Origin of the sequence: Brevundimonas halotolerans, from assembly GCF_003730275.1 — a bacterium.
GTDB lineage: Bacteria > Pseudomonadota > Alphaproteobacteria > Caulobacterales > Caulobacteraceae > Brevundimonas > Brevundimonas halotolerans.
In genome coordinates this window covers 262017-287735 of sequence record NZ_QTTA01000010.1, presented here as the reverse complement: position 1 = coordinate 287735, position 25719 = coordinate 262017, and the positions used below count along the sequence as shown (strand labels likewise).

Below are 25719 nucleotides of genomic sequence, written 5' to 3'. Positions count from 1 at the left end.
GGCTCCTCCCAAGGCGAGAGCGAAGCGAGGCAGAATGGCGCGTGAGACGTGGGATGCAGTGGTGCTGGGCGGGGGCCACAACGGGCTGGTCTGCGCCTGGTATATGGCGCGCGCCGGGCTCAAGGTGCGGGTGCTGGAGCGACGTCCCGTCGTCGGCGGTGCGGCGATCACCGAGGAATTCCATCCCGGCTATCGCAACTCGACGGCCAGCTACACCGTCAGCCTGCTCAATCCCAAAGTGATCGCCGACATGCAGCTGGCCCGCCATGGCCTTCGCGTTGTCGAGCGGCGCATGTCGAACTTCCTTCCCCTGCCGGACGGCGACAGCCTGTCGGTGGGCGAGGGGGGGCTGACCGCGCGCGAGGTGGCCCGCTTCTCCGCGCGCGATGCGGTACGGCTGGATGATTATGGACGCAGGCTGGACGCCGTGGCCGATGTGCTGCGCGACCAGATCCTCAAGGCCCCGCCGAACCTGACCCCGGGCCTCGGACTCTCCAGCCTCGGGCCAGCGCTGGCTGCCGGGGCGCTGGGCCTGCGCGTCAAGACGCTGGACCAGACCACACAGCGCGACCTCGTCGATATGTTCACCCGCTCGGCCGGGGAATGGCTGGACGGCTGGTTCGAAAGCGACCCGATCAAGGCCTTGTTCGGCTTCGACAGCGTCGTCGGGGCCTATGGCAGTCCGTACACACCGGGCTCGGCCTATGTTCTGCTTCACCATGTGTTCGGGGAGGTGAATGGCAAGCGCGGGGCCTGGGGCCATGCCCTCGGCGGCATGGGGGCCATCACCCAGGCCATGGCCGCCGCCTGCGTGGAGGCGGGCGTCGAGATCACCCTCGACGCCCCCGTCGCCGAGGTGCTGACCGAAAGGGGCCGGGCCGTCGGCGCCGTCACCGAAGCGGGCGAAGTCGTGCGGGGTCGGGCGGTCGTGTCGAACCTGCATCCGCGCCTGCTGTTCGACCGGCTGGTCGATCCGGCCGTGGTGCCCTCCGACTTCCGCGAGCGGATGGACCGGTATGTCTCGGGCTCGGGCACCTTTCGCATGAACGTCGCGCTGGATCGCCTGCCGGACTTTACGGCCCGGCCGGGGGTCGGCGACCACCTGACCGCCGGCATCATCATCGCCCCCAGCCTCGACTATATGGACCGGGCGTATCAGGACGCGCGCCGCGACGGCTGGTCCCGCCAGCCGATCGTCGAGATGCTGATCCCCTCGACCCTCGACGACAGCCTCGCCCCCGAGGGGCACCACGTCGCCAGCCTGTTCTGTCAGCACGTTGCCCCCGATCTGGCCGATACGCACCGCAATGCGGTCGCCGACCTGATGATCGATACGGTCGAGGCCCAGGCCCCGGGGTTCAGGGATTCTGTCGTCGGCCGGCTGGCGCTCGGGCCGCGTGATCTGGAGCGACGCTTCGGCCTGATCGGCGGCGACATCTTCCACGGCCGCCTCAGTCTCGATCAGCTGTTCAGCGCGCGCCCGGTGTTGGGCCATGCCGATTACCGTATGCCGGTGCCGGGGCTCTATCTGTGCGGATCCGGCGCCCATCCGGGCGGCGGGGTGACCGGCGCGCCCGGCCATAATGCGGCCCGGTCCGTGATCCGCGACTTCAGGCGTTTTTGATGTCCAGCACCCGCATCAGGGCGTCTCGGATCATGGCCTCGGTATAGGGCTTCTGGACCGTCGGCCGGCCCTCCCACCCCTCGGCCAGCCCACCTTGGCCGTAGCCAGTCGAGAACACCAGCGGCACGCCCTTGCGATCCAGCGCCTCGGCCACGGGATAGACGGTCTGGCCGGCGACGTTGACGTCCAGCAGTGCCGCATCGGGCCGGGCATCTCCTGCGATCATCTCCAGCGCGTCCTCAATGCGAGCCGCCGTGCCGAAAACCGTACAGCCCATGTCCTCAAGCATGGTCTCCAGCAGCATGGCGACCAGCGATTCGTCCTCGACGACGAATACCGTTCGGCCCTCCAGTCCCGGAATGCTCATGACGCGGTTCTCTCGAGTGGAAAGGTCAGTGAAAAGATCAACCCGTCAGGGGCATAGTCGAAGCGGGACTGTCCCGCCAGATCATGACGCACATTCCGCTCGATCAGACGACTGCCGAACCCGCGATGTTCGGACGCCACGACCGGCGGACCATCGATCTCACGCCAGACCAGCGACACCGTCGCATCCTGAATGGACCAGTCGACCAGGACGCGGCCGTCGCCGGACTGTAGAGCACCGTGCTTGGCGGCATTGGTGGCCAGTTCGTGGAAGATCATCCCCAGCGACAGGGCTTGGGCCGGGTCTAGTGACACGACCGGCCCGTTCGGCAGGATACGCATGGAGCCGTGGGCCTCGGTCTCATGCGTCAGGATATCCGCCAGCTCCGCCCCCTCCCAGTGGGTGCGCGTGAGCAGGTTGTGGGTATGCGACAGCGACATCAGACGCGCCTGAAACCCTTCGGCGAAGGTCTCGGGCTCGGCATGTGTCCGTGCCGTCTGCATGGCAATGGATTGAACTGTCGCCAGCGTGTTCTTCACACGATGGTTCAGCTCGTCGATCATCAGCTTCTGCCGATTGCCGGCCTCGACGACGTCCGTCACATCGTGCCCCTGCACGAACACGCCCGCCACATCGCCCTGGCCGTCCCGCAGGGGCTGGTAGACAAAGTCGAGGTAGCGGGTGCGCAGGGCGCCGTCCGGTCCGGTACCCAGCTGAACGGGCATGGCGTGCCCCTCGAAGGCATCGCCGGTCTCCCGCACCTGCTTCAGCAGGTCGAGGAATCCCTGGGCCACGATCTCGGGCAGGGCCTCGACCACAGGCTTGCCGTTCAGGGATCTGTGGCCGGTCAGCTCGGCATAGGCCTCATTGTGCATCTGGAAGACGAAATCCGGCCCGGTCAGCACCGCGATGAATCCCGGCGCCTGCATGAAGATGTCGAGCAGTCGGTTGCGTTCTGATTGCAGGCGGAGATTGTCGGTCTGCAGGTGTTCGGCCCGCGCCATGACGTTGCTGCTGAGCAGGTCGGTGACCGTGGCCTTGTCCCGGTCGCCCATCACGCGCTTGCGCAGGTTCTGCAGTTCGGTGATGTCCGTCGTGTGCTGAAGGATGTAGGCGACCTGACCGTCGACATCCCGGATCGGCGTATGGGTCGCGCTCCAGTAGCGATCCTCGATCCGCGTCCGGCCGTCGGCATCGGTTATCTCGATAGGATAGTGGATCAGGGCCAGGTGATCCGGTTCGCCGGTCAACAGGACCCGCTCGAACGAGGCCCTCAGCTGGCGAGCATTCTCGCGCGCCTGATCGCCTTGGCCGCCTCCGTCGAACAGGTCGAACAGATTGCGACCGATCAGGTCATCCCGCTCGCGCCCGACCACATCCAGATAGGCCTGGTTGACCCCCACGTAACAGAAGTCGGTAGTCAGCATGGTGTAGGGATTGGGCGAGGCATCGAACGCGCGGGCCATGTCCCGCGCTGCCACATCGCTCAACTCAAGATACTTCAAGCGGCAGCCCCCTCGACGAAGCCGTCGAAACGCCTGATCCCGAAAGCGGTTCCCGACGGATGTCAAGTGATTGACTTGGGATTGTCGGAGCCGACGTCTAGGGTCGCCCGATGATACTCTCCGGTCTGCTTTCCCTGATGATGGTCCTTGCGCCCATGTCTGAGCCTGTGCCCGATCCCGTCGAACTCGTCCGGCTTGAAAACGGGGCCGCGCAGGGCGTCGTTTCGGGCGATGTCGTGGCCTTCAAGGGCCTGCCCTATGCTGCGCCGCCGGTGGGCGAGCGGCGCTGGCGTCCCCCGGCTCCGGCCCCGGACTGGGACGGCGTACGGGACGCCACGGACTATGGCGCCCTCTGCATCCAGCCGCCCGCCAACGGCGATCCCGGCGTGGGCCCCCTGCCGATGAGTGAGGACTGCCTGACGCTCAATGTCTGGGCCCCGGTCGAGCGGGACGGGCCTCTGCCGATCATGGTCTGGATCCACGGTGGCGGCTACAACAACGGCTCGGGCACGGCGGCTCTCTACGATGGCAGTGCGCTGTCCCGGCGCGGCGTCGTCGTGGTGACGATCAACTATCGCCTCGGCCGCCTCGGCTTCTTCGATCACCCGGCGCTGGCCGTAGAGCGTCCAGCGGATGAGCCCGCCGGCAACTATGGCGTCATGGACCAGATCGCGGCGCTGGAATGGGTACGCGACAATATATCGGCTTTGGGCGGTGACCCCGGTAATGTGACGATCTTCGGCGAGTCCGCAGGCGGCGTGGCCGTCACCCAGCTGATGGTCGCCCCCTCGGCATGCGGCCTGTTCCACAAGGCCATCGTCCAGTCCGGCCTGGGCCGTCAGCGATCCGCCGAACTGGCGCTGGACCGCCCGGGCAGGCCCTCGGCCCAATCGCTGGGTGTGGCCTTTGCCCGCAGCGCCGGCCTGCCCGCCGATGCCGATGCGGCACAGCTCCGCGCCGTACCTGCGGAAGTCCTGCTCAGCCCCATGCCGGCCTTCTATTCGGACAATCTGATCGTCGACGGCATCATCCTGCCCGAGGATGTGGTCGAGGCCTTTGCCGCCGGGCGTCAGGCTCCCGTGCCCCTGATCCTTGGCACCAACAGCGCCGAGTTCTGGTGGATCCGTCCTGTTGACGCGGGTGCCTACGGCCGCACCGACGACGCTCTGACCGAGGTCGAGCACGACGCCCTGCTGGCGGCGTATGGCGGTCCCGACGGCTATGACGCCCATATCGTCAGCGACCTGATCTTCAACGAGCCCGCCCGCCATCTGACGCGCCTGCACGCGGCGGCCGGGTATCCGACCTTCCTCTACCGTTTCGATGTCGTGCCGGAATCCAACCCCGAGCCCAGCGGCGGCGCGACCCACGCTTCCGAGCGCCCCTATGTCTTTGATACGCTCGACACCGTCGGTCGGCCTCTGGGCCAGCGCGATCAGGACGCCGCCGATGCCATGGCCGGCTACTGGACCCGCTTCGCACGGGCCGGTGATCCGAACGCCCCGACAGCGGCTATATGGCCCGATGTCCGGGCGGCGCCGGACCGGCTGCTGGAGTTCACCAATGACGGGCCGGTCGCCCGGCCGATGCCCCATGCGGAGCGCCTGGATCTGATCGAATCCTTCTATGCTCGGGTGCGTCCCGGGGGATAGAGAGCCGCCCATCGGGCCGCGCTCCCGTGACATTTTGGACTGAACTGTGGCGCGCCAGTGCCAGCACGTCGGCCGTTCGAGGCGGCTACGGCCCGGCCCCCGACAGCGGATCGGCATACGAAAAATATCAGGATATACAGCGTTAACGACGTTATCCGGTGCCGAACATCGCCGTGTGTGAGAGCAGGGGCAGGGAGGTGTGGCCCCACGGCCCCGTGGCCCTGTGCCCAAATCGGGGCACTTGCGCGTCTCATGACTCGTGTGTCATGTAACCGATTACACGATTTGACCGACGAACCTCGCCAAGGGGTCGGCACGGCTGGATTGTCCAGGGAGCCTGTACACGTGACCTTTCATCGATGTCCTTCGCCAGTCTGCGAGGCCGGAAAATGAAACCGGCTACAATTCGCGATGTGGCGCGTCATGCCCAGGTTTCGGTGGCCTCTGTTTCGCGCGCTCTGAACGGCTCGGACACCGTCACCGAGGAAACCCGCAAGCGAATTCTCGAGTCGGCCGAGGCCCTGCAGTATGTGCCTCACAGCGGCGCCCGCAGCCTGTCGACCAGCAAGACCAATACACTCGGCATCATCCTGCCCGACCTGTACGGCGAGTTCTTCTCGGAACTGATCCGGGGCATGGATCTGGCCGCGCGCGAGCACGGTTATCACCTTATCGTCTCCAGCTCCCATGACGACGCAGACGGCGCCGCCGCCGCGATCCGCTCGATGCGCGGACGCGTGGACGGCCTGTTCGTCCTGTCGCCCCAGATCGACTCGGCCAATCTGGCGACCGCCATGGCCGGACGCCTGCCCGTCGTGCTCATGCATGGCGGCGCAGGCGAAAGCACCCTCCCGTCGATCGTGGTCGACAACAATGGCGGCGCGCATGCCGCAGTGGACCACCTGTTGGCCACGGGATGCCGGTCGATTGCCCACATCGCCGGTCCGGCCGGAAACCTTGAGGCCGAGGCCCGCCTGGCCGGCTATCTCGAGGCCATGGCCGAAGCAGGGCTTGAGCCGCATGTGGTCGAGGGCGACTTCAACCAGGGCTCCGGCCATGCCTCTGCCCAAGCGCTGATGGCGGCCCCGCGCCGCTTCGACGGTGTGTTCTGCGGCAATGACATGATGGCCATCGGGGCCCTTCTGGCCTTCCAGGAGGCCGGCGTTCGCTGCCCCGAGGATGTGGCCGTGGTCGGCTTCGACGATGTGCCGATCGCCGCCCTCGTCAGGCCCGGCCTGACCACCCTCAGAATTCGTATTGCCGAAACCGGACGCCGCGCCCTGCAGCGTCTGGTCGGTCAGATCGAGGCCGCGCAGGCCGGACGTGAGGCGACCCAGTCGTCCTCCGCCTGCGAGGTCGTTCGGCCTGAACTCGTGATCCGAACGTCCACCCGGGCGTCGGTCTCAACCACACGCGCGGCGGACGGGCGGCCGTCGGGCGTGACAGCTTCCGCTCAGGGGGAAAACCAGGATGGCTAAAATGAACATTCGATATCTGGGGGCGGCCTCCGCCCTCGCCATGGCCGTGTCGCTGGGCATGGCTGGAATGGCCACGGCCCAGGTGGCGACGTCCACCGTCCGGGGTGAAGTGACCGACAGCGGTGTCGGCGAAGCCGGCGCCACGGTCGTGGCCCGCGACGTGGCCTCGGGGTTCACCTCGCGGACCACTGCCAATGCCAACGGCGGCTACGTCCTGTCGGGCCTGCGCCCCGGCACCTATGAGATCACCGTCACGACCGCCGAGGGTGAAACCGCCAGCGACGTCGTCACCATCGGCGTCGGCCAGGTCGGTGACCTGGACCTGGACGTCAGCGGCACGGTCGTCGCGGGCGTCCCCGGCGGCACGAGCGTCGATGACATCGTGGTCGTCGGCCGCCGTCTGCCCGAGGTCCGGACCCCGGAAATCGCGACCAACGTCACGACCCAGCAGATCGAGACCCTGCCGCAGATCAACCGCAACTTCCTGAACTTCGCCGCCCTGGCCCCCGGTGTCCGGGTCTCGGTGAATGAGCAGGAACAGACCATCACCGCTGGTGGCCAGCGCGCGGAATCGGTGAACGCCTTCATCGATGGCGCCAGCCTCAAGTCGAACGTCATCGCCGGTGGCATCATCGGTCAGGACGACAGCCGCGGGAACCCGTTCCCGCAGGCCGGCATCCAGGAGTTCCGGGTCATCAGCCAGAACTTCAAGGCCGAGTATGAACAGGCCTCCTCGGCCATCATCACGGCCGTGACCCGCTCCGGCACCAATGAGTTCGAGGGCGAGATCTTCGGGTCCTACCGCGACCAGAGCATGATCGAGCAGGACGTCTTCGCGCAACGTCGCGGGGATGAAAAGGCCGATCTCAGCGTCGAGCAGTGGGGCGTTGCCTTCGGCGGCCCGATCATTCGCGACCGTCTCCACTTCTTCGGCACCTATGAGCGCAAGGAAGAAAACCGCGCGGCCGTGGTCAACCTGGGCCGTCAGGATCCGCGCTTCCAGACCCAGTTCGGCCAATACATCGGCACCTTCGCGGCGCCGTTCGAGGAAGACCTGTTCTTCGGCAAGCTCAGCTGGCAGCCGCGCGAAGGTCACCTCGTCGACTGGTCGGTCACCTATCGCGACGAGTTCGACATCCGCGATTTCGGCGGGGCCAATGCCTATGAGCGGGCAACCAACCTCAGCCAGCAGACCCTGACCAGCAACCTGCGCTGGCAGTGGCAGGGTAATGGCTTCCTGAATGAACTCGCCGTCGACTACCGGGACTACAACTACGCCCCCGGCGCCCTGAACTTCAGCGACGCCGGCGAAAGCTATCGCCTGTTCGAAAACGACACCAATCCGGGTATGCCGGGCTTCCAGCCCGACTATTTCGGCGGGGCCACGATCCTCAACCTGGGCGGTCGTGACAGTGCCCAGGACATCCACGACCGCGCCTTCACCATCCGCAACGATCTGACATTCGACCAGCTGGAAATGAACGGCTTCCACACCGTCAAGATCGGCGGCAAGATATCGATGCAGAATTATGAGGTCCTGAAGCAGTTTGGTCGCAACCCGCAGTTCTACTACGACGTGGACGGCCGTCCGGAACTGAGCGGCTCGACCACGGTTCCGTACCGCGTCGAACTGGGCCGGTCTTTCCCGAACGTCGACCTCGATAACACGGTCATCGGCCTGTACGTTCAGGACGACTGGCGGATCACCGATCAGCTCGAGATCAACCTCGGCCTCCGCTGGGACTATGAATCGAACGCCGGCAACAAGGACTATGTCACCCCCGCCAGCGTCATCGCGGGTCTGGACCAGTGGATCGCTTCCACGGACGGTGGCAAGCCCGCCGGCTATGCCCCCAGCTGGTTCAATCGCGACGACTACATCTCGACCGGTGACAACCGCGACCCGTTCATGGGCGCCTTCCAGCCCCGGATCGGCTTCTCGTATGATGTGTTCGGAGACCGCGCGACGGTGATCTTCGGTGGGGCCGGTCGCTACTACGACCGGATCAACTTCAACTTCTCGTACGACGAGATCGTCAAGCCGAACGACATCCGCCAGAACGTCTTCTTCAGCACCACGGGCGGGCCGCCGGGCGTGGCGTCCGGCTCGGCCGGTGACCCGATCCTGTGGCAGGAGTCCTATCGTACGGCCGCCGGTCTGGATCCGGTCTTCGCCACCATCGCCGGGCGGGGTGAGGCCTTCCTGCTCCAGAACGAGTGGGAACCGCCGCGCACCGATCAGTTCAACCTGGGTGTCCGTCAGCGCTTCGGCGATTGGCAGACCGAGTTCACCCTGGCCTATGGCAAGACCGAAAACGAGTTCACCTGGCAGTATCTGAACCGCTGCCGCGAACCTACGTTCGGCAACGACGGTGGTGGCTTCGGCGACAACGGTGGCTTCTGCTCGCCGAGCGGCTCGAACCCGTACCGGACCTACCTGGTCTCGGACCACAACAAGGAGCGCGAGTTCACCGCCCTCTACGTCAAGCTGGACAAGCCCTACACGCGGGAATCCGGCTGGGGCATGAACGTGGCCTACACCTGGTCGGAATCGACCCAGAACGGTGGCAACGATGCCTTCTGCTTCGACTGCTTCAGCGTCGAGACCTCGCCGACCCGGCCTTCGGCCAATGATGAAGAGCACCGCATCGTCGCCAACGGCATCGTCGATCTGCCGTGGGACTTCCAGCTGTCGGGTATACTGACGTTGGGATCGGGCACGCCGTTCAACGTGTTCGACGGCACCGGTTCGCGCTTCTATTTCCGCCCGTATGGCGGCGAGCCTGAGAAGTACAGCTTCATCATTCCGAACGCCTTTGCGTACCGGAATCTGGACCTGCGCCTGACCAAGGACATCGGCCTGCCGAACGGTTCGGAACTGTCAGTCTATCTGGACGCGATCAACGTCTTCAACTTCGACAACTACAACGGCTTCGATGGCGGTACCGGTTCGGCAACGAACCCGAACCCGAACTTCGGACAGCCGTCGTCGGTTCTGTTCCCGACGCGGACGTTCCAGATCGGTGCTCGCTACAAGTTCTGATCTCCTGAGCCTGGGGCCGCCTCTCACCGTGCGTGGGGGGGCGGCCCCTCTTTTTTGTGTTTTCGGGTTTGGCCCGACAGTCGCGTAAGGTGTGATCATGGATCGCAGACGGTTTCTTCTGGCTTCGGTGGCGGGTGCGGGTCTTGTGGGGCTTGCTGCCTGCGGACGTGGTCAGAGCGACGCCCCTGGGGCTCCTGTCACCCTCGATGCCGATGTCGAGGAACTGCAAAAGCGCACCTTTGACTGGTTCCGCCATGTCACCGACCCGCGCACCGGCCTGACGCCGGATCGCTGGCCCACCCCGTCCTTCTCGTCGGTCGCCGCCGTCGGGTTTGCCCTGGCCTGCTGGCCGGTCGGCGTCGAACGCGGCTGGATGACGCGCGAGGAGGCCCGCGACATCACTCTGACCACCATCCGCTTCTTCCACGATGCGCCCCAGGGGCCCGAGGCCACCGGCATGACCGGCTACAAGGGCTTCTTCTACCACTTCCTCGATATGGACACCGGCCACCGCTTCGGCACGACCGAGCTGTCGACGGTCGACACCGCCCTGCTGCTGGGCGGCATGCTGTTCGCGGCCCGCTATTTCGACGGCGACGACGCCGGCGAGACCGAAATCCGTGAAAAGGCCCAGGCTATCTACGACCGGGTCGAGTGGGATTGGGCCGTCGCCCGCCCCAACCTTATCTCCATGGGCTGGCACCCCGAGACGGGCCACATCCCCTACGACTGGCACGTCTATAACGAGGGCATGATCGTCCTGCTGATGGCGATGGGTAGCGAGACCCATCCGGTGTCGCCCGACGTCTGGACCGAGTGGTGCTCGGCTTACGGCGACAGCTGGACCGACGAATACGGCTCGCCGCACCTGCATTTCGCGCCGATGTTCGGGCATCAGTACAGCCATATGTTCATCGACTTCCGCGGCATCCGCGACTCCTGGATGCGCGAGAAATCGGCCGAGATCGGCGACTTCGACTACTTCCAGAACAGCGTCCGCGCCGCCGAGGCGCAGCAGTATTACGCCCGCACCAACCCCATGGGCTGGGTGGGTTATGACGCCGAGGTCTGGGGCCTGACCGCCTGCGACGGACCGGGCGACTTCACCCAGACCGTCGACGGCCGCGAGCGTGAGTTCTTCAGCTATTCGGCCCGTGGCCCGGGCGAGCGCGACGACGGCACCATCGCCCCGACCGCCGCCATGGCCTCCATGCCCTTCGCGCCGGATGCGGTGACCGCCTGCCTCAAGGCCATGAAGGCCCGCTATGGCGAGGCCCTGTACACGCAGTGGGGCTTCCTCGACTCCTTCAACCCGACGCTGACCGAGCGCGACGGACCGCTCCGGCACGGCCAGATCGTGCCTGACATCGGCTGGGTGAATGGCGACTATCTGGGCATCGATCAGGGGCCGATCGTGGTCATGATCGAGAACCACCGCACCAACCTCGTCTGGAACCACATGCACGGCGAGCCCAATCTGATCCGGGGCCTGCAGCGCGCCGGGTTCGAGGGCGGTTGGCTGGATCGCGCATGACGCTGGTCCGGCCCGACCGCAGGACGGCACTGGGCTGGCTGGCCGGATCGACGGCCGCGCTTGCGACGGCGAGCTGCACAGGCCGCAGCGACGGGCGTACGCATCTGACCTTCTGGGCCATGGGCGCCGAGGGCACGGCCGTGCCACAACTGGTGCCCGAGTTCGAACGCCGCAATCCCGGCATCGCCGTCGAGGTCCAGGCCGTGCCCTGGACCGCCGCCCACCAGAAGCTGCTGACCGCCTACGCCGGCGACTCCCTCCCGGACATCAGCCAGATCGGCAACACCTGGGTCTCCGAAATGGCCGCCATCGGCGCCCTGTCGGCCACGCCGGCCTTCGCCTCCGACTTGCTGACCGACCAGTTCCCGGCGGTGCTGGAAACCAACCGTGTCGACGGTCAGGCCGTCGCCACGCCCTGGTATGTCGACACCCGCCTGCTGTTTTGCCGCACCGATATTCTGTCCCGCGCCGGCTATGACACCGTCCCCACGACCTGGGCCGAGTGGAAGGCCTCCATGCACGCCATCAAGCGCGTGGCAGGCGAGGGCAACTATGCAATCCTGTTGCCGGTCAATGAGTTCGAGCAGCTTCTGACCTTCGGGCTTCAGGCCGACGAACCCCTGCTCGCCGATCAGGCGACGCGCGGCAACTTCTCCAGCCCCGGCTTCATCGCCGCGCTGGCCTTCTACAAGAGCCTGTTCGACGAGGGTCTGGCCCCGCTGGTCTCCGCCACCCAGATCTCGAACGTCTGGACCGAGTTCCAGCGCGGCTATTTCAGTTTCTACTTCTCCGGCCCGTGGTCGATCGGCGATTTCCGCCGTCGCCTGCCGCCCGAGACCCAATGGGCCACCGCCGGCATTCCCGGTCCGACCGGCCCCGGGGCCTCGGCGCCCGGCGGCTCCTCGCTGGCCGTGTTCCGCTCCACCCGCCACCCCGAGGCCGCCTGGGCCTGGGTCCGCTACCTGCTCGAGCCCGAGACCCAGGTCCGCTTCAACCAGATCACCGGCAGCCTCCCGGCCCGCCAAAGCGCATGGGAGGCGCCCGCCTTGGCCTCCGATCCCATGATCCAGCCGTTCAAGGCCCAGCTGGCCCGCGCCGAGGCCGTGCCCAAGGCCCCTGAGTGGGAGCGGATCGTCACCGAAATGCAGATCGTCGCCGAACGCATGGTGCGCGGCGAGTATACGCCCGAGACCGCCGCCGCCGAGATTGACCGCCGCGCCGACCGCCTGCTTGAAAAACGCCGCTGGATGCTGGAGCGGGGAGGGGCCTCATGACCATGCAGACCGTCACGGCCCCCGCCGCCACGCGCGAGGCGACCCGACCGCCCCGCCGCTCGGATCACCGCAAGCGCAGCCGCGCCGCCTGGGGCTTTGTCGCCCCGTCCCTGATCGCCATCGGGCTGTTCTTCGTCATTCCGATGGTCTCGGCCTTGCTGCTCAGCCTGACCGACTTCGACATCTATGCGCTGGCCGATCTGAACAATCTGCGCTTCGTCGGTCTCGACAACTACCAGAACCTGCTGGGTAATTCCCTGTTCTGGGGGGCGATGAGGAACACTGTCTGGTTCAGCGTGCTGGGCGTGCCCCTGACGCTGGCCGTGTCGCTGGCCGCCGCCGTCATTCTGAACGCCCGCATGGTGCTGTGGCGGCCGATCTGGCGGGTGATGTTCTTTGCGCCCTATGTGACGACCCTGGTCGCCACGGCAGTGCTCTGGAACTACCTGCTGCACACCCGCTACGGCATCATCAACTGGGGCCTGACCTCGGTCGGCCTGCCCGCCGTCGACTGGCTGGGCCAGCCCTCGACCTCCATCCCGGCCATCCTGATGTTCGTGGTCTGGAAGACCTTTGGCTACAATATGCTGATCTTCCTGGCCGTGCTTCAGACCGTCCCGGATGAGCTGTACGAGGCCGCCCGCATCGACGGCGCCGGCCCATGGAAGCAGTTCCGCCACGTGACCCTGCCGGCCATCGCGCCGACCCTGCTGCTGGTCAGCATCATCTCGGTCGCCGCCTTCTTCCAGCTGTTCGCCGAGCCCTATGTGATGACGCAAGGGGGGCCCGCCCAGTCGACCGTGACCGTCCTCTACTTCATGTACGAAGAGGGCTTCAAATGGTGGAACCTCGGCTCCGCCTCGGCCGTCGCCTTCATCCTGTTCCTGTGCATCTTCGCCATCACCCTGATCCAGCTGTGGGTGTCGAAGCGTCTGGGGGCCACGTCATGAAGCTGAAGCCCCGCGTCATCGCGCTGAATGTCGCCGTGGCATTCATCGCCCTGATGGTCCTGTTCCCGCTGGCCTGGATGGTCTCTGTCAGCTTCATGCAGACCGGCGAGGCGGCAACCTTCCCGCCGCCGCTGCTGCCCGACAGCTGGACGCTGGAACACTACCGCACCCTGTTCGTCACCCAGGGCATGGGCCAGTACCTGTGGAACAGCTTTGCGCTGGCCACCATGGCCACCCTTCTGGCGCTCGGCTTCACGGTTCCGGCCGGTTACGCGTTTGCCAAGCTGAAGTTCGCCGGGCGCGACCGCCTGTTTCAACTGTTGATCGGGGCCCTGGTCATCCCGGCCCAGATCGGCACGCTTCCCCTGTTTCTGATGCTCAAGGGCATGGGGCTGGTGAACACCTATGCCGGCGCCCTGGTGCCGTGGCTGGCGTCCATCTTCGGCCTGTTTCTGGTGCGCCAGTACGCCCTGTCGATCCCCGACGAGATGCTCGAGGCCGCCCGCGTCGACGGCGCCAGCGAGGGCCAGATCTTCCGCCGCGTGGTGCTGCCGACCATGCAGCCGATCATCGTCACGCTGGGCCTGTTCGTCTTCCTCGGCAGCTGGAACGACTTCCTCTGGCCATTGATCATCCTGACAGACCAGTCAAACTACACCCTGCCGGTCGCGCTGGCCGCCATGTCGCGCGAGCATGTGCAGGACATTGAAATGATGATGGCCGGTTCGGTCATCACCGTCGCCCCCGTGCTGATCCTCTTTCTCGCGTTGCAGCGCTACTACATCCGGGGAATGCTGGCGGGCAGCGTCAAAGGCTGAGTAAGGAGTGCTCCGTATGCCCATGATCCGAAACGGCCTTCTGGCGATCACGGCCTGTCTTCTGGCTGCCATGCCCGCGCTCGCCCAGGACACTCGCGTGCTCGACGCCTTCGAGACCACCGGCGCGTGGGAAGCCGACGCCTCGACGGATGTGACGTCAACCATCCGCACCGTTCCGGGGCGGGAAGGGCAGGCGCTGCGCCTCGACTTCGACTTCAACGGCCGCGCGGGCTATGCCTTTGCCGCGCGTGAGATCGACCTCACCCTGCCCGAGAACTACGAGATCAGCTTCTGGGTGCGCGGAGTCGGTCCGCTCAACACCTTCGAGGTCAAATTCACCGACGCAGAGAACGAGAACGTCTGGTGGCGCCAGACCACCCGCTATGACTTCCCCGACGACTGGACCCTGTTCACCATCAAGCGCCGTCAGGTGTCCAAGGCCTGGGGCCCGGGCGAGGACCCCGTCCTGCGTCAGGCCGCGCGGATGGAGTTTGTCGTGGTCGCGGCCGAGGGCGGGTCCGGCCATATCGAGATCGACCAGCTGACCCTGCGCGAACTGCCGCCCGAGCCATCGGTGCCGCCGCGCCCGCTGGCCACCACGACCTCCGAACTGGCGGCCTTTCCGATCGCCAATGCCGTAGATGGCGATCCCTCGACCGTCTGGCGCAGCGAATACGGTGTGTCCCAGGGGGTGACCCTCGACCTCGGCTATGAGCGCGAGTTCGGCGGCCTGGTCCTGCACTGGGAAGACGGCGGGGAGGCTGATCGCTATAGCGTTTCAACCTCCAATGACGGTCTTGAATGGACCGAAATCGCCCGCGTGGAATACGGCGATGGCGGCACCGACTGGCTGCGCACACCCGAAGCCTCGGGGCGCTATCTTCAGTTCGACCTGATGGACGGCGAGCCGACCTATGGCCTCTCGGAAATCGAGATCCGGCCGCTGGCGTTCGGCGCCTCGCAGACCGCCTTTGTGACCGCCATCGCCTCGGACTCGCGCCGTGGCCAGTATCCGCGTGGCTTCCACGGCGAACAGCCTTACTGGACCCTCGTTGGCGTCGATGGCGGCGGCGAAAGCGGCCTGATGGGCGAGGACGGCGCCATCGAGCTGCGCCGCGGCGGCCCTTCCATCGAACCCTTCATTCTGGAAGACGGCCGCCTGACCACCTGGGCCGACGTCAACATCACCCAGGGGCTGCGCGACGACGACCTGCCCATGCCCTGGGTCGAGTGGCAGGCCGACGGCCTGACGCTCAAGATCGAGGCCTTCGCCGACGGCACGCCCGAGAGCTCGCGACTGTTCGGTCGCTATCATCTGACCAACACCTCGGACCGAGCGCGTACCGTCACTCTGGCCCTGATGGCACGCCCCTATCAGGTCAACGGCCCCCGGCAGTTCCTTGCCGTCCCCGGCGGCGTCGGCCCCATCCTCCAGATCGACTGGACCGGCGGCGAGCTGGTGCTGAACGACGACACCCGCGTGCGTCCGCTGGTGATGCCCGATGCGGTTGCGGCATCCATCTTTGCGTCCGGCGCCGATCCCCATAGCCTGCTGACCCAACCCGACCGCCGCCAGCCGGTGGATGAGCGCCTGGTGGAATCCGACGACGGCCTGATGGCCGGAGCGCTGTTCTATGAAGTCACCCTCCAGCCCGGCGAAACCCGCCAGTTCGGCTGGATGCTGCCCATGGCCGGTGTCCCCGAGCCGCTGCCGGTCACCGGCTCGGTCGAGGCTGCGCTGGATGCCGTCGAGAACCGCGTCGCCGCCGACTGGCGCGCGAAGATCGACCGCGTCGACCTGATCCTGCCGCCCCAGGCCCAGCAGGTCGAGGATGTGCTGAAGTCCTCGCTGGCCCACATCCTGATGTCGCGTCAGGGGCCGATACTCCAGCCCGGCACCCGCTCCTACAACCGGTCCTGGATCCGCGACGGCGCCATGATCGCCGAGGGCTTGAACCGGCTGGGTCACGCCGACATCTCGGCCGACTATCTCCGCTGGTTCGCCCCCTATGTGTTCGACAACGGCAAGGTGCCGTGCTGCGTCGATGCCCGCGGCGCCGACCCCGTGCCCGAGAACGACAGCCATGGCGAGTTCGTCTTCCTCGCTGCCGAAGTCTATCGCTACACCGGTGATCAGGCTCTGCTGCGCGACGTCTGGCCCCAGGTCGAGGGCGCGATCGCCTATATGGATGAACTCCGCGCCGAGACTCGCACGGCCGAGTTCCAGACCCCCGACACCCGCCACCTGTACGGCCTGCTGCCCCCGACGATCAGCCACGAGGGCTATTCGGACAAGATCGCCTATTCCTATTGGGACGACTTCTGGGGGCTGGTCGGCTATCGCGACGCCGTCTTCATCGCCGATGTGCTGGGCGAGGACGCGGCCGAGGCCCGCTTCGCCGCCGGCCGGGATCAGTTCAGCGCCGACATCTCGGCCGCCATCATCGCCACCGCCGCCTTCCACGACATCGACTGGATCGCGGGCGCGGCTGACAGGGGTGATTTCGACGCCACCTCGACCACCATTGGCCTGTCGCCCGGCGGCCTGATCGACGTCCTGCCGCAGGACCTGCTGCAACGGACCTTCGACCTCTACTGGCTGAATTTCGAGGCGCGCCGCACCGGCGACTGGACTCCCCTGATGGCCGAGGACTGGGATCCCCGCCCCGACTGGCCCGACTACACGCCGTACGAGCTGCGCTCAGTCGGGGCCTTCGTGCGGCTGGGCCAGCGCGACCGCGCCATCGCCGCCCTCGACTACTTCTTCGGCGACCTGCGCCCGCAGGCCTGGAACGGCTGGGCCGAGGTCGTCGGCCGTCACGAGCGCGAGCCTCGCTTCATCGGCGACATGCCCCACGCCTGGATCAGCTCTGACTATATCCGCTCGGCGCTGGATCTGTTCGTGCATGAGCGCGACCGCGACCACGCCCTGGTGCTGGCCGCCGGCATCCCGATGGACTGGATCGAGACGGAGGAGGGGGTCGGCATCGCCAATCTGCGCACCGCCTACGGCCCCGTCAGCTGGCACCTGCGCCAGGACGGTCGCGGCTATCTGCTCGACCTCGACACCACCGCCACGCCGCCCGGCGGCTTCGTCCTCGCCTGGCCTCCGGGCAGCGACGTCCGCACCGCCCGCATCGACGGTCGCCCCGTGGAGTGGTCCGGCGGCGAGCTGGTCCTGCCCCCCGGCACCCGCCGCGTGGAGCTGCGCTAAAACGTTTCCCCTCTCCCGGCGGGAGAGGGGGTTGGGGGTGAGGGGCTTTCTGCATCCTTCGGCGTGAGCCGTCGCACCGGTCCTGCCACGGCATTCGCCGACAGAGGCCGCTGACCCTCATCCGGCGCTCACGCGCCACCTTCTCAGGCTTCGCGCGGCCCTTCGGGTCCCACCGGGAGAAGGGTCATTGTGTCTGGCTGAGACCAGCAAATAGGATAGCCGCCGCCCGAAAGCCCACCCCTTTCAACGTCACCGTCGTTTCCCGGACCGTTCTGCCCGACCAGGTCCCGCCGTGTGCCACACTCCTCACGTCCCGTGGCACGGAGGGCTCGTAAGGCCTGCGACCTTGTGAGCGGCGGGGGCGGATGGAGCGGGGTTGTTGGGACACCGCCGATCAAACTTCGGGCCTCAAGCAGTGAGCGCCCGCGGCGCGAACGGTAGGCCCCAAAAACATTGGGTCGAGGGGGATACTCGATCGTCCGGGAGCCTTCGCAGGAAGGCCCTGCCCGCCGGGGGCGCTGCGGTAAGGCCCGAATACGGCCACCCGACGCAAGCTTCCGGAAAACCACCGCGCGGAGCGTCAGCTTTCGTCGAAACGGTAATACTCATTCACTCCGGGCGAAGGCCCGGCGCTCCGCCTGCCCTCCAACCCGCCGCAAACACGGACGGGGGCTTCCGCTCACCCGCGTTCCGCGACCTTGGCCCCATTCCACAGGGCGTCCATCTCCGTCAGGTCCGACTGATCGGGCGTGCGCCCATCCTTGGCCAGTTCGGCCTCAATGAAGGCGAACCGGCGCACGAATTTGGCATTGGATCCGCGCAGGGCATCCTCGGGCTCGATGCCCAGCTTACGGGCCAGATTGGCGACGACGAATAGCAGGTCGCCGACCTCGTCCTTCATGCGTTCGGGGGACCCGGCGGCGATCTCGACCTTCAGCTCGGCGACCTCCTCGTCCAGCTTGGCGAACACCTCGGCGGTCGACGGCCAGTCGAATCCGACCCGCGCCGCCCGCTTCGTCAGCTTGGCCGCCCGGGCCAGTGCCGGCAGGCCGACGGGCACATCGTCCAGCACCCCATGCTGGGCCTTCGCGGTGCGCTCGGCGGCCTTGATGTCCTCCCAGCGCGCCTTCTGCGAGGCGGCATCGGCCTTGGCCGCTTCATCGCCGAACACATGCGGGTGGCGCCGCTCCAGCTTGTCGGCGATGGCCCCGGCCACGGCATCAAAATCGAACAGTCCGGCCTCCTCGGCCATCCGCGCATGGAAGACGACCTGAAACAGCAGATCGCCCAGCTCGGACTTCAGCTCGTCGAAATCTCCGCGCTCGATCGCGTCTGCGACCTCATAGGCCTCCTCCAGCGTATAGGGCGCGATGGTCGAAAACGTCTGCTCCACATCCCACGGACAGCCGGTCACGGGATCGCGCAGCCGGACCATGATGGCGCGCAGGCGGTCGAGCGGGGCAGGGGGCATGTCGGTCATGCGTCGGACCTAACCGGCTCCGCCCCGGGCCTCAAGCGCTGCGCGGATTTCGGCGTGGCGCTTCTGGTCCAGCGGGTAGCGCCACAGGGCCCAGGCCCCGACCACGAGGCACAGGGCGGGCAGTCCCGCAAACATGGCCTGCAGCCAGATCAGCGCAGTCTCGCTGTTGGCCCCGCCCAGCGCCGGATCGAACCCGGTCAGCCTCAGCCCGGCAAAGGTCATCACCGACACGGCATAGCCCAGCTTGGAGGTCGCCGTCAGGATCGAGAACAGCAGCCCCGTCCGGTCCTCACCCTGCTCCAGCCGCACCTGATCAGCGACATCGGCCATCATGGCGCGCAGCAAAAGATCACCCGAGGCAAAGGCCAGCCCGACCAGCGCCACCATCAGGCCGGCGACCACCACCTCGGCATTGCCCAGCCCCGCCGCCTCGGCCAGCGGCACCAGCACCGGCCCGGCAAAGGCGGCCAGCAGCAGGGTCACGGCGAAATAGACGCAGGCCAGGATCAGCGCCGCGTGCTTGCCCATCCGCACCGCCAGCGCGCTCCACACCGGCGCCCCCGCCAGCCCGGCAACGAAATAGACCAGCAGCAGGATCGAGGTCTCGGCCCGGGCAAAGCCCTGCACCGCCTCGAAGAAATAGAAGAACAGCGCCCCGACCACGCCCCGCGCAATGCCCAGCATCAGGTCAGCGGTCAGCAGCCTTTGCATCACCGGCAACTTGAACAGCGACAGATAGGCGAACCGCGCGGCCTTGTCGGGGCTGGGGCCCGCCTTGGGCTCGGGCGTAAAGGCAAAGGTGATGGCCAGGGTCAGGGGCAGGGCGACGATGATGAACCACCCCTGCCAGCGCACCGCCGAGGCATAGTCGCCAAGGCCCAAATTCTGCACCAGCGCCGGGATCAACAGGACCACCAGAACACCGACGATATTGGCCGTCTGCCACCAGCCGTAGATGCGGGATCGCTGGTCATAGTCGCTGGTCAGGGTCGAGGCCCAGCTGACCTGCGACAACAGGCTGACGGAAAAGCCGAGCGACATGACGATCAGCCAGATCGCCAGATAGGCGCCGCCCGCACCCGGACTGACCATGAACAGCATGCCGACCGCCAGCATCAGCACCGGCGCGGCCATGCCCATCCACAGGCGATAGCGGCCAAAGCGGCTGTGCGTGCGATCAATGACCATGCCCAGCGCCGGGTCGACAACGATATCGGCCAGCCGGATGACCAGAAAGATCACCCCGACCAGCGCCAGATCGACGCCGACATGGCTGGCGTAAAACTCGGGCAGGGTCACATAGACGGGCAGGCCCAGCGCCGCATAGGGCAGGCAGGCGGCCGAAAAGGCGGCCAGCGTCCGGTTCGGCAGGCGTTTGGCGGGCGAGGGGGCAGACGTCATGAAGATCCGCTGGCTCAAGGCGCGACTCGACCGCGCCTCCCGTCATACCGCGAATCCGCTTCTGGCGAGTGCCCCCTTGCTCTCCGGCCCGGCGTCAGGCTTCCTCTCGCCATGACGCGGATCGTGACCCTTGTAGCTGTTCTCCTGATCGGACTGGGCGTGGCGCGCCCGGCCCTGGCCGAGGACGACTGCGGCGGCCGACCGGGCTTTGCCGGGATTGCAATGGTCAACGGCTACTCCTTCGACTGGATGGTGTGGCGGCCGTTCGACCAGACCGAGCGCGGCTGGCTGGCCTATCTGCCGTTGATCTCGCGGGAACTCGGCACCGCCTGCGGCCCGGACACCCCCGGCTTTGCCGTGGCCCTCGCCGGTTTCCAGAAGCGCTATGGTCTCGTCGCCAACGGACTGTTCACCCGCGACACCTTCCAGGTCTTCAAGGGTCTGTGGCAGGAGCGCCGTCCGTTCGTCATGGCCCGTGTGGCCGACATCTGCCCGGAACCGCCGCCCCAGAGCGAGCTGGGGTATCTCGACCCGACCGAGGAGCACGCCGACCGCATGGTGCGCCTGCTCCAGTATGACGTCCTCAATGCCTATCGCTTGATGGTCCGCGCCGCCCGCGCCGAAGTGCCCGAGATCGCCGACAACCCCGAACTGCTGCAGGTCTTCTCCAGCTATCGCGATCCCGAGGCCGACGCCGCCCGCTGTGCCCGAGAAGGCAACTGCGATGGCCTCAGGCGCGCGGTCTGTTCGCCCCATCGCACGGGGACCGCGATCGACCTCTATGTCGGCCATCTGGCGGGACACGGGGTCGACTCGACCCGCTGGGCCAACCGCCGGCACCAGACACGCGGTCCGGCCTATCGCTGGCTGGTCGAGAACGCCCACCGCTTCGGCTTCGTCCCCTATGTCTATGAGCCCTGGCACTGGGAATGGACCGGCCCGACCACCGAGGTGCTGAACTCCGAACGGCTGGCGCCCCGGCCGCACATCCCGCCGATGATGGTGAAATGATCCGGGCCCTCGCTCCGGGCGAGGTCGATCTGGCCCGGTCGGTCTTCGGTCCGGTGCTGCGGACCGACACCGTCCGCCTTCTCCGCCTGCCGCCCCTGCTCCGGCGCGCCTTCGTGCCGGGCGGGGTGGCAGGGCGCGAGTGGATCTGCTGGCCGACAGCCGTCTGGGCGGACGACCTGTCACAGGGACCGCTGAGGCGTCAGGCGACCCTGATCCACGAACTGGTCCACGTCTGGCAGGCCCAGCAGGGCGTCAACTTGCTGATCGCCAAGCTCAAGGCCGGCGACAACCCCGCCGCCTATGCCTACGACTGCGGCCCCCGGACAAACTGGGCCACCCTCAACATCGAGCAGCAGGCCTCTGTCGTTGAGCACCGGTTTTTGCTGGCGCACGGTGCAACCGTTCCCGGTGACGATGCCTTTTACAGGCGGGTCTGCCCTTTCTGAAAATGTGCTGAGCGGCCCTTGAATGCGTTGACCTGCATCCTATTTCGACACTGTAACGGTTACGTATTACAAGGAGGCTTTTATGCCCAAGGTTCTCGTCCTCTATCACTCGACTTACGGACACGTGGAGCGCATGGCCGAGGCCATCGCGGAAGGCGCCCGTGAGGTTGACGGCGCGGTCGTCGACATCAAGCGCGTACCCGAACTGGTCCCCGAGGAACTGGCGAAGAAGAGCGGCTACAAGCTGGATCAGGCTGCGCCCATCGCCAAGGTGGAGGAGCTGGCCGACTATGACGCCATCCTGATCGGGGCAGGCACCCGCTATGGCACCGCCGCCTCCCAGATGCGGAACTTCCTCGACCAGACGGGCGGTCTCTGGGCCAAGGGCGCCCTGGCCGGCAAGGTCGGTGGCGCCTTCACCTCGACCGCCACCCAGCACGGCGGCAATGAAATGACCCTGATCGGCCTGATCCAGACCATCATGCACCACGGCATGCTGGTTGTCGGCCTGCCCTACACCTGGCAGGGTCAGATGCGCATGGACGAGATCACCGGCGGCTCACCCTATGGCGCGACGACCATCACCGGCGGTGACGGGTCGCGCATGCCCAGCGACAACGAACTGGAAGGCGCCCGCTTCCAGGGGCGACTGGCGGCCGAGACCGCGAAGAAGCTGTTCGGCTGACGGCGATCCCTGCCCCGGGGCAAAACCGGGGCAGGGGGCTGATCAGGCCTTCTTGGCCAGAATGCCGTCCACGCTGAGTGCGCCCGGACCGGCAAACACCAGATACAGGAACACCCAGCAGTACAGCGCCGCCAGCTCACCGCCATTGACCATCGGGAACAGACCCCCTGACATGGCGTGGAACTGGAAATAGGCCACGGCCATCATGCCGGACAGCAGGAAGGCGACCGGCCGCGTGAACAGGCCCAGCACGATCAGCGCGCCGCCGACCAGCTCCAGCACGCCGCCGATGCCCATCTGGCTCATCAGCTCGAACGGCCCCCGGGCCTCGGCCGGGAAGGAGAAGATCTTCTGGGTCCCGTGCTGCATGAACATGAGACCGGTAATGATCCGAAGGCCCGCCAGGGCCGTAGGACGGTGACGCTCAAGCGAATCGAACATGGTGACAGCCTCCCTTGATTGGAATGGCGAGACTGCAATGGCTACGGTTTCAGATCAATCGTCGTTCTAAGGACGGTCAGGCGGCTTCGGCCTCGGACTCGACCATGCGCTGGATGGCGACATAGTCGGTCTTGCCGGTGCCCAGAACCGGCACTTCCTTCACCTTGATGATCCGCTTGGGCACGGCCAGATCCGGGGCCCCGTGGCTGCGCGCCCATTCGGTCAGGCGGGCAGAATCAGCGTCCATGCGGTCGGTGACCAGCACCAGCTTCTCGCCCCTGCGGCTGTCCGGCACGGCGACCACGGCATGGCGGGACTCGGGCCAGACCGCGCTGGCCAGACCCTCGACCGCCATCAGACTGATCATCTCGCCGCCGACCTTGGCGAACCGCTTTACGCGCCCAAGAATGCTGACATAGCCATCAGTGTCGATCTCGACGATGTCGCCGGTGTCGTGCCAGCCGTCGCGCAGGGGCTCCAGCCGGTCCGGATCGTCGGGCGATATATAGCCCGCCATGACGTTCGGGCCGCGCAGGTAAAGGCGCCCGCCGGTCTCGATCCCGGCGACAGGATCCACCCGCCATTCCATGTCCGGCAGCATCTGACCGACCGTACCGGGGCGGTTCCGGTCCGGATGGTTGACGGCAACGACGGGGGCGGCCTCGGTCGCCCCGTACCCCTCCAGCAGCTTCAGGCCGCCGAAGCGCGTATTGAACAGATGATGGGTCTCGTCCCGGACCCGCTCAGCCCCGGCCACCACGAACTGCAGTGTGGCGAAATCGTCCGGCCCCGCCACCCGCGCATACTGGTTCAGGAAGGTGTCGGTGGCGAACAGGATCGAGGCCTTCACATCGGGCAAAAGCTCGACGATCTGCTTGGCGTGCAGCGGCGAGGGATACTGGAATGCCTTCATCCCCGTCAGCAGCGGCAGCAGCACGCCGCCCGTCAGACCGAAACAGTGGAAGGTCGGCAGGGGATTGAACATCACCCAGTCGGGATCGAGGTCGATGTGGGTGGCCACCTGACGCACGTTCGAGACCAGGTTCGACTGGCTGAGCATCACCCCCTTGGGGCTGCCGAAACTGCCCGAGGTGAACAGGATCACGCCCGGATCCGACGGCTGGGTCTCCACGCGGAACTGCTTGGGAAAGAACCCGGCCATCAGGCCGAACAGCTTGTCGGGCAGGCCGATGGTCTTGCGGATGTCGTCCAGCCAGATGATCTCGGCGACCTCGGCCAGGCTGTCGGTCAGCGCCTCCAGCTTGGCCTGGGTGATGAACCGCTTGGCCGACAGGATGCGCTTGACGCCCGAGGCCTTGATCGCGGCCTTCAGATTCATCTCGCCCGAGGTGAAGTTCAGCATCACCGGCACCCGTCCCATGGCGTGCAGACCATAGAAGGTGACCACGACGCCCGAGCTGGACGGCAACAGGATGGCGACCCGCTCGCCCGGCTCGGTTATGGCGGCGATCTTGCGACCCAGCACCATGGCGGCCCGGATCAGCCCGGTATAGGTCAACGGGTTACGGTCCAGGTCCTCAAGGATCGGCTTGTCACCATATTTGTCGCGAGCCGCGACGAGGGCGTCAAAGATGGTTTCCTGAACGGCCCTGGCGTGCATGTCTGACGACAAACGATACCTCCCTGTGAGGGGTCTTGGCGCCCCTCCTTGATGTCTGGGGCCAAACTAGAGACCCGAACGGCCCTTGAAAAGATAAGTTACACGGCGTGAGGACACGCCAATGGCCGTTGCGGCTTGCCATCCGGGTGCTGAAGGCCGACATAGCGGCTCTTGAGCCCTTACGCCGCCGCCGAAGCCCTGACGCCATGGTCACCCTGATCGACACCCTGCAACGGTCGCCCGCCGAACTGCGCCACCCGGAAAAGCGCAACCGGCCGGAAAGCCCTGTGCTGAAAAAGCCTGACTGGCTGCGGGTCAAGGCCCCCGGGTCGGGCCAGTACAATGCCACCCGGGCCATCGTGAAGGACAAGGGCCTCGTCACAGTCTGCGAGGAGGCGGCCTGCCCCAACATCGGCGAGTGCTGGAGCCAGAAGCACGCCACCCTGATGATCATGGGCGACACCTGCACCCGCGCCTGCGCCTTCTGTAACGTCAAGACGGGCCTGCCCCAACCGCTCGACCCCGAAGAGCCGGCCAAGGTCGGGCTGGCCGTGGCCCAGCTGGGCCTGAACCACGTCGTCATCACCTCGGTGGACCGGGACGACGTCTCCGACGGTGGCGCGGCTCATTTCGCCGAGGTCGTGCGCCAGATCCGCATCCAGGCGCCGAACACGACCATCGAGATCCTGACGCCCGACTTTCTGCGCAAGGACGGCGCGGCCGAGGTGATGATCGACGCGAAGCCCGACGTCTTCAACCACAACCTTGAAACCGTCCCGCGCCTGTATCTGAAGATCCGGCCCGGGGCCCGCTACTTCCACTCCCTGCGCCTGCTGCAGCAGGTCAAGGAACGCGACCCCAACCAGTTCACCAAGTCCGGCATCATGGTCGGCCTGGGTGAGACCAAGGAAGAGGTCATGCAGGTCATGGACGACATGCGCTCGGCCGGCGTCGACTTCATCACCATCGGCCAGTACCTGCAGCCGACCCGCAAGCACGCGGCCATCGACCGGTTCGTCACCCCGGACGAGTTCAAATCCTATGAGGCCATCGCCCGTGCCAAGGGTTTCCTCATGGTGTCGTCCTCGCCCCTGACCCGCAGCTCGCACCACGCCGGCGACGACTTCGCCCGGCTCAAGGCGGCGCGACTGGCCCAGACCGGACGCTGAGCCTCG

General features: G+C 66.5%; 19 protein-coding genes. 13 read left to right on the top strand and 6 right to left on the bottom strand.

Annotated elements, in window-relative coordinates; genetic code table 11:
- Window positions 1-34: 34 nt before the first annotated feature.
- Window positions 35-1624 (top strand): phytoene desaturase family protein, encoded by a 1590-nt coding sequence (locus EG854_RS04830; RefSeq protein WP_123286581.1) that lies wholly within the window; start codon window positions 35-37, stop codon window positions 1622-1624.
- Here EG854_RS04830 and EG854_RS04825 read toward each other — a convergent pair.
- Both EG854_RS04825 and EG854_RS04820 read right to left on the bottom strand, forming a co-directional pair.
- Complete coding sequence (locus EG854_RS04825) at window positions 1611-1991, bottom strand: response regulator (protein ID WP_123286580.1); 381 nt, start codon at window positions 1989-1991, stop codon at window positions 1611-1613. The two genes, EG854_RS04830 and EG854_RS04825, sit on opposite strands and share 14 nt — an antisense overlap.
- On the bottom strand, window positions 1988-3496 hold the full coding sequence (locus EG854_RS04820) for a PAS domain-containing protein (protein WP_241153134.1): 1509 nt from the start codon (window positions 3494-3496) through the stop codon (window positions 1988-1990). The genes EG854_RS04825 and EG854_RS04820 overlap by 4 nt, the downstream gene beginning before the upstream one ends.
- 155 nt (window positions 3497-3651) lie before the next feature.
- On the opposite strand from EG854_RS04820, the gene EG854_RS04815 reads away from it, so the two are divergent.
- The 8 genes from EG854_RS04815 (at window position 3652) to EG854_RS04780 (ending at window position 17459) form a co-directional block, all read left to right on the top strand.
- Window positions 3652-5148: a carboxylesterase/lipase family protein gene (locus EG854_RS04815; RefSeq protein ID WP_241153133.1), complete on the top strand. Its 1497-nt coding sequence runs from the start codon at window positions 3652-3654 to the stop codon at window positions 5146-5148.
- Window positions 5149-5537: 389 nt separating this feature from the next.
- Window positions 5538-6626 (top strand): LacI family DNA-binding transcriptional regulator, encoded by a 1089-nt coding sequence (locus EG854_RS04810; RefSeq protein WP_123286577.1) that lies wholly within the window; start codon window positions 5538-5540, stop codon window positions 6624-6626.
- 1 nt (window position 6627) lies between these two features.
- Complete coding sequence (locus EG854_RS04805) at window positions 6628-9669, top strand: TonB-dependent receptor (protein WP_241153132.1); 3042 nt, start codon at window positions 6628-6630, stop codon at window positions 9667-9669.
- Between the two features lie 97 nt (window positions 9670-9766).
- A complete protein-coding gene (locus EG854_RS04800; protein WP_123286575.1) occupies window positions 9767-11203 on the top strand; it encodes a glucoamylase family protein in 1437 nt (478 codons plus the stop codon).
- The gene (locus EG854_RS04795; RefSeq protein ID WP_123286574.1) at window positions 11200-12477 is read left to right on the top strand and encodes a sugar ABC transporter substrate-binding protein; all 1278 of its coding nucleotides are present in this window, start codon (window positions 11200-11202) and stop codon (window positions 12475-12477) included. The genes EG854_RS04800 and EG854_RS04795 overlap by 4 nt, the downstream gene beginning before the upstream one ends.
- On the top strand, window positions 12474-13427 hold the full coding sequence (locus tag EG854_RS04790; RefSeq protein WP_241153131.1) for a carbohydrate ABC transporter permease: 954 nt from the start codon (window positions 12474-12476) through the stop codon (window positions 13425-13427). Before EG854_RS04795 ends, EG854_RS04790 begins: the two co-directional genes overlap by 4 nt.
- Window positions 13424-14245 carry a carbohydrate ABC transporter permease gene (locus EG854_RS04785; RefSeq protein WP_164461853.1) on the top strand — a complete coding sequence of 274 codons (822 nt, stop codon included), beginning with the start codon at window positions 13424-13426 and terminating at the stop codon, window positions 14243-14245. Before EG854_RS04790 ends, EG854_RS04785 begins: the two co-directional genes overlap by 4 nt.
- A gap of 16 nt (window positions 14246-14261) precedes the next feature.
- Entirely contained in the window at window positions 14262-17459 is a 3198-nt protein-coding gene (locus EG854_RS04780; protein WP_241153130.1) for a discoidin domain-containing protein, read from the top strand.
- 679 nt (window positions 17460-18138) lie between these two features.
- Here EG854_RS04780 and mazG read toward each other — a convergent pair.
- Window positions 18139-18939, bottom strand: coding sequence for a nucleoside triphosphate pyrophosphohydrolase (gene mazG, locus EG854_RS04775; RefSeq protein ID WP_123286573.1), 801 nt, complete (start codon window positions 18937-18939; stop codon window positions 18139-18141).
- A 9-nt stretch (window positions 18940-18948) separates the two neighbouring features.
- Entirely contained in the window at window positions 18949-20340 is a 1392-nt protein-coding gene (locus EG854_RS04770; RefSeq protein ID WP_164461851.1) for an MFS transporter, read from the bottom strand.
- Between the two features lie 123 nt (window positions 20341-20463).
- Here EG854_RS04770 and EG854_RS04765 point away from each other — a divergent pair, with 123 nt between their 5' ends.
- The 3 genes from EG854_RS04765 (at window position 20464) to wrbA (ending at window position 22482) form a co-directional block, all read left to right on the top strand.
- Entirely contained in the window at window positions 20464-21351 is an 888-nt protein-coding gene (locus tag EG854_RS04765; protein WP_241153129.1) for a D-alanyl-D-alanine carboxypeptidase family protein, read from the top strand.
- Window positions 21348-21797 (top strand): hypothetical protein, encoded by a 450-nt coding sequence (locus EG854_RS04760; protein WP_123286570.1) that lies wholly within the window; start codon window positions 21348-21350, stop codon window positions 21795-21797. Before EG854_RS04765 ends, EG854_RS04760 begins: the two co-directional genes overlap by 4 nt.
- Window positions 21798-21879: 82 nt before the next feature.
- Window positions 21880-22482: an NAD(P)H:quinone oxidoreductase gene (gene wrbA / locus EG854_RS04755; protein WP_123286569.1), complete on the top strand. Its 603-nt coding sequence runs from the start codon at window positions 21880-21882 to the stop codon at window positions 22480-22482.
- Window positions 22483-22524: 42 nt separating this feature from the next.
- On the opposite strand, the gene EG854_RS04750 is transcribed toward wrbA, so the two are convergent.
- Both EG854_RS04750 and EG854_RS04745 read right to left on the bottom strand, forming a co-directional pair.
- Complete coding sequence (locus tag EG854_RS04750; protein WP_123286568.1) at window positions 22525-22923, bottom strand: DoxX family protein; 399 nt, start codon at window positions 22921-22923, stop codon at window positions 22525-22527.
- Window positions 22924-22999: 76 nt separating this feature from the next.
- Complete coding sequence (locus EG854_RS04745) at window positions 23000-24544, bottom strand: AMP-binding protein (RefSeq protein ID WP_123286567.1); 1545 nt, start codon at window positions 24542-24544, stop codon at window positions 23000-23002.
- Window positions 24545-24750: 206 nt separating this feature from the next.
- On the opposite strand from EG854_RS04745, the gene lipA reads away from it, so the two are divergent.
- Window positions 24751-25713, top strand: a complete 963-nt coding sequence (gene lipA, locus EG854_RS04740) for a lipoyl synthase (protein ID WP_123286566.1) — start codon at window positions 24751-24753, stop codon at window positions 25711-25713.
- Window positions 25714-25719 lie beyond the last annotated feature (6 nt).